Origin of the sequence: Microcoleus sp. S13_C3, assembly GCF_036700905.1 — a bacterium.
Classification (GTDB): Bacteria; Cyanobacteriota; Cyanobacteriia; order Cyanobacteriales; family Microcoleaceae; genus Microcoleus.
In genome coordinates this window covers 4,176-9,184 of record NZ_JAUBPT010000232.1, presented here as the reverse complement: position 1 = coordinate 9,184, position 5,009 = coordinate 4,176, and the positions used below count along the sequence as shown (strand labels likewise).

The 5,009-nt window shown below is 46.8% G+C and carries 4 protein-coding genes; 1 reads left to right on the top strand and 3 read right to left on the bottom strand.

Translation table 11 applies throughout. The annotated features are described in order from the left end of the window. Positions 1–425: hypothetical protein (locus tag QUA16_RS34155; protein WP_333108984.1), on the top strand; the 425-nt coding region annotated here is incomplete at its 5' end. 112 nt (positions 426–537) lie between these two features. Here QUA16_RS34155 and obgE read toward each other — a convergent pair. From obgE to QUA16_RS34140, 3 genes are all read right to left on the bottom strand, one after another. Continuing rightward, positions 538–1,578 carry a GTPase ObgE gene (gene obgE, locus QUA16_RS34150; protein WP_333108987.1) on the bottom strand — a complete coding sequence of 347 codons (1,041 nt, stop codon included), beginning with the start codon at positions 1,576–1,578 and terminating at the stop codon, positions 538–540. Between the two features lie 712 nt (positions 1,579–2,290). Beyond that, positions 2,291–3,184 carry a Mo-dependent nitrogenase C-terminal domain-containing protein gene (locus tag QUA16_RS34145; protein ID WP_333108989.1) on the bottom strand — a complete coding sequence of 298 codons (894 nt, stop codon included), beginning with the start codon at positions 3,182–3,184 and terminating at the stop codon, positions 2,291–2,293. Positions 3,185–3,603: 419 nt separating this feature from the next. Next, positions 3,604–4,677, bottom strand: coding sequence for a class I SAM-dependent methyltransferase (locus QUA16_RS34140; RefSeq protein ID WP_333108993.1), 1,074 nt, complete (start codon positions 4,675–4,677; stop codon positions 3,604–3,606). Positions 4,678–5,009 lie beyond the last annotated feature (332 nt).

Sequence of the window (5,009 nt, the reverse complement as noted above, 5' to 3'; positions counted from 1 at the left end):
ATTTTGGCAAACCGATTCAGTCATGGCATTGTCTAGAATACATAGATGATATTTTTTGTCAATGCGTAAGTCCTATTATCCTAGAAGTTCCTGATATCCTCGGCGAAAAACTACAACAATTGGGCGATCGTCTCCCGGAAGCCCTGGATCGGGCACTTCGGGAACTCGCCCCCGCAGAAACCATCCCCTACCAAGACGATCGCCAAATAGTGGAACTGCTAGCGAGTCAACCCAGCCCAGAAGAAATCCTCGCAATCCGCCCCACACCTGCGTTGCAAGCCCGCATGAGCGAACTGCTCGATCGCAATAAATCCGGCACTATTTCGGCCAGAGAGGAAGTCGAACTCGATCGCTATTTGCTGTTAGAACATTGGGTGCGTTTAGCCAAAGCTCACGCCTATAAACGCTTACAGACAAAAGCATGAGTTATGTACCAGCCTCTCTGCGTCGGCTAGTGACCCAACGCGCCGGAGAGCAATGCGAGTATTGTCGATTTCCCCAAAAGGCTTCACGGAAATTCTTGGAACCAAAAAGCGATTAAACACTCGCGACTGCTAACTGTTCCGCCGCCTCTTTCTCGTTCATCTCGTCGAGTTTCTGCCAAACTTGCTGCATCACTTCATCCAATCCAACTCTACTAACGGCGGAAATCAACAAAATCGGAGCGCCACTAATTTCTTTAAGTCGGCTGATTAAATTACCGATTTCTTCGCTTTCGAGGTCGATCGCATCTACCTTATTAAAAGCCAAAATCTGGGGTTTATCGGCTAAACCACGCCTGTAAGCCTTCAATTCTTCCTGAATTGTGACATAATTGGCGATCGGATCTTCATCCGTAATATCGATCAGATGCAGCAGCAACCGAGTTCGTTCGATGTGCCGCAAAAACTCGTAACCCAAACCCGCGCCTTCGTGAGCTCCCTCAATTAATCCCGGAATATCAGCAAAAACAGTACCGTCGCCAGTCGGTTTTCTGACTACGCCCAAATTCGGGACTAAAGTTGTAAACGGATAATCTGCTATCTTGGGGCGGGCCGCAGATAAAGCTGAAATTAAGGTGGATTTGCCAGCATTCGGCATCCCCAGAATTCCCACTTCAGCTAATAGCTTCAATTCCAAACGCAAAAATTTGTGTTCTCCTTCTTTTCCGGGCATCGCATAATCTGGAGCGCGGTTAGAATTGGTCAGAAAACACTTATTCCCCAAACCGCCTTTGCCGCCTTTGGCTACGCAAAAAGTCTGTCCGGGCGTCACTAAATCTGCTAAGATTGCCTGAGTTTCCGCGTCGTAAACTACTGTACCGCAGGGAACTTCGATCGTGCGATCGTCCCCACCGGCACCAGTCATATTTTTCGGCGCGCCCCGCTTCCCGTCATCGGCTTTAAAAATCCGGTTGTACTGAAAATCTAGCAGCGTTTGCAGGCTTTCCACCGCCACCATATACACGGAACCGCCTTTGCCGCCCGTCCCGCCAGAGGGGCCGCCCGCCGGTACGTACTTTTCTCTGCGAAAAGCTACCATGCCGTCGCCGCCTTTGCCCGCTGCGACTTGAATATCTGCTCGATCGATAAATTGCATAATTTAGTCAGTTGTCAGTAGTCAATAGTCAATAGTCATTAGTCATTAGTCATTAGTTATTATTATACCAGCTCCAAGCACAATATTCGTCTTGGCCTTTAGTCGGGGTCGGTGAACGACAGCCAAGTTTAGTCGCGATTTACAGTTAGTGGGCAGAAAAATATACAGCATATTCCATGTATATGTGGTACACACAATGCCAGCGAGAGCCCGTGGTTCGGTGCGTCGCCACGGGTCAATCTGCAAGTTTTATCAGATATGAAGGAGCGACGCACCCTACAGATTAACGCCACAGAATATAGCTTTATAGTCTACTTCATGAACCTGGAAGAGGCTGTAATTATACCAATTCTGAAAAGTAGTGCAAAGCGAGAGATTGTACGCGAGCATCTGTAGGGAAACAGCACTGCCGTGTCCGGCTTCTAAATCGGCGATTTTTAATAATTTGTATAAGCTTGAGGATTGTATCAAAACTTTTGTTGAATTAGTATTATCAAACCAGATTTGATATTAACAAGACTCGCGCACACAAAATGAATTAACCGGGTTTTTCTACTGGGTCGGATGGGTGTAATGATGTTTTTTCGTAGAAAAACCAGGTTTTTGCGTTCAAGACTAATTAGTAGTCATTGGTTAATAGTTACAGTCATTAATCCAAGATTTGACAAGAATGACCAATGACTAATGACTACTGACTAATGACTACTGACTACTAACAATAGGACGATACATCTTCCTTACATTCATCTGCCAAATAGCAGAGAGCTCGAAAGCGCATCCCGACTAACTGTTCGTAAAGCGGATTAATCTGGCACATCGCCGGAATGTGGACGATTTTGTGACCAAATAACACGACATCTCGCTCAAACGGACACTGGGGCGGAATAATTTTACAGACAAAGTGTGCCAATTTTGGGTCGTGAATTTCCCAGGCGTCAAGCCAGTCTTTGACAGGCTGCAGGACATTTTTGTGGTGAGGTTTCGGTAGCCGAGATGAAAGCGGTGTTCCGACGACGGGGACGACATTCGCATCAAAGACTATTTGGCTGCTGGGCCCTTGCGGATCGCACTTGCTGTCTTCGATGGTGTGTCGCAGAGCTTCGATCGCCTCTACATTGTGCCCCAAAGCTGTGCCAAACTTAGAGATTACCTCGTCTTCGCTGAGCGAGTAGGTACCATCTGCCAAAGCTACCATGACTGCTGTCCTCAAAAAATCCTCGCCTTTGGCGGTGTCTTTCCCTAACACAGCGACTAATTCCTCTGCGGTAATGGGTTCAAAACCCTCCTCAAAAGATACCGGGTGTAGTTCATCCTGAGTTAGATTTGCAATCATTTTTTGCTCGTCTTCGTCAAAGTTGCCGTCTGCCCAAGCAATTGTCAGCAATCCCCGCAGCCAAGCAGTAATCTCTTCATTGGTGCAGGAAGATTTAGCGTTACTCATTAGCATTTCCACTTGGATGTACCAGTCAATTTGTTCGTTTACAGCGGACTCAATATTCCCCTCCCAATAATTTTTACTGGTTTTGTGGTCGATGGATGATCTATTTGTGGAAGGTTTGTGCCCGAAGATTGCTCCAAACGCTTGTAGTGGATGTGTTAAAAGCATATTTGTTTTTCAGCAGCATCGCTAACTAGCGAGCTAATCTATTGGTTAATCCTATTCCCTAAAAAGTCATCTATCGGGAGGAATAGGTTTGTTGAATTCATCTTAACTCTAGTTGCACCCATTGAGATGACGATCGACTTTTATTCAAGCCCGATTGCCATTAGCCACCCAATTTTTCGCAAGAAATAAAAGGTTGGCAAGCGTTGGATCTAATCAGACACTGGGTTTGTCACCCAGGGGCGATCGAACTTCGCTCTCTTTACATTTTAATATATATTTTTGTAAATTTTTCTGTCCAGGCTGGACAATATTAACAGCGAACCGGATTTAAGCTGTTGAAATAAAAGTATTTGAGGAAAAATTGACCGCCGATAAAAGCTTTTGATTGCTGTGCCCGTCGAGAAATGATTGATTTTTTTTTAACTTCGGCGACACAAAATCCAGCGCAATTCCATTGGCGGGCGTGCGTTTGCCATCGGGAAGACATCTCGACCGGTGGCCCAACTGGCAAACCAGGGCGTCGGGGGCCAGGCTCCTTCTGGCAGGTGGTGGCGTTCGTACTCAAACACCAATTCATCGGATATTTGGACTAAGGGCAACCCTTCCATTGCGGTGGCGAGTTCTTGGGGCGTAAATAAAGTAGACCAGGAGAGTTGGGCAACTTGTCGCACGAGGGCATCAGGCTGGTAGTCGCCGACGGTTAAAAACGTGCTGAACAGCAATAAGCCTCCGGGAGACAGGGAATCGCACATTTTAGCGAGGAAAAGCCGTACTTGATCGTTGTCTCGAAAATGTGAGATGACTTCGGCGGCAACTGCCAACTGGTAGCGGGCCGGTTTCATCCGCATTAAGGGGTCGAGCACGTCGCCTTCAGTAACTGTCACGGGAAGGTTTTCGGCTGTTACTGCCGCTTTCAATTGTTCTGCAAAAGCTGGGGCTAGTTCGATCGCATCTACAGAATAGCCCAATCTCGCCAGTGGCAAGGTATTGCGGCCGGTACCAGCGCCCACGTCCAAAATCCGCACTCGATCGGGTGTGCCCAATTTAGCAGCCGTTGTCATCAATTTTGCGTCTGGATGAGAACCGAAAAGCGGAGGTTCTCTGGTGTCTACCCAGCTTTTGTATTGTTCTCCAACTGTTGAGGTAGTAACAATGACTTTGCAGGCTAAACCGGTTTGCGGCGGCTGTACTGATTCGTATTGCAGGATCAGCATCGATGCTGTGGAGGTGCGGTAGCCTTGTTCTAACTTGGTGGCTAAAAGCTTGCTGAGTTCGTCTCTGCGGTCTTCGGGCAGGGGTCTGTCGAGAGTGCTAAATAGCTTTTCTATGGACTTGACATAGTGACTTAGCATTCCTGGGACGCAGGGGAAAATTAATTCTCCGCGAGCGATGATGCGAGTATTAATTTTGTAGAGGATAGATTGCTGGAGAATGTCGGGATTTACTACCAGCGGTAGCTGTTCGGTCTGGTTGATTGTACTTTCGGCGCCCATAAATTCCGCGAAGAGGTGATTAGCTGTTAGTTGTTAGCTGTTAGTTGTTAGTTATTAGTTATTAGTTATTTGTTATAACTCACATTTTGCACCATTTTCAATAACAGGCTTTTCGGCCTGTTCCACAAAGAGTAGATTTTCTTCTTGTGGAACGGGCATCTTGCCCGTTCAAAAGGCTTATTAAAAAGGGTGCATCTCAGTTATAACTGACATCTTGCACCCTTTTCAATAACAGGCTTTTCGGGCTGTTCCACCAAGAGTAGATTTTCTTCTTGTGGAACGGGCATCTTGCCCGTTCAAAAGGCTTATTAAAAAGGGTGCATCTCAGTTAT

What these genes read in the sequence shown, in the direction of transcription:
- obgE (WP_333108987.1), bottom strand. Translation starts at nt 1,578, where the DNA reads ATGCAATTTATCGATCGAGCAGATATTCAAGTCGCAGCGGGCAAAGGC.
- QUA16_RS34145 (WP_333108989.1), bottom strand. Translation starts at nt 3,184, where the DNA reads ATGCTTTTAACACATCCACTACAAGCGTTTGGAGCAATCTTCGGGCAC.
- QUA16_RS34140 (WP_333108993.1), bottom strand. Translation starts at nt 4,677, where the DNA reads ATGGGCGCCGAAAGTACAATCAACCAGACCGAACAGCTACCGCTGGTA.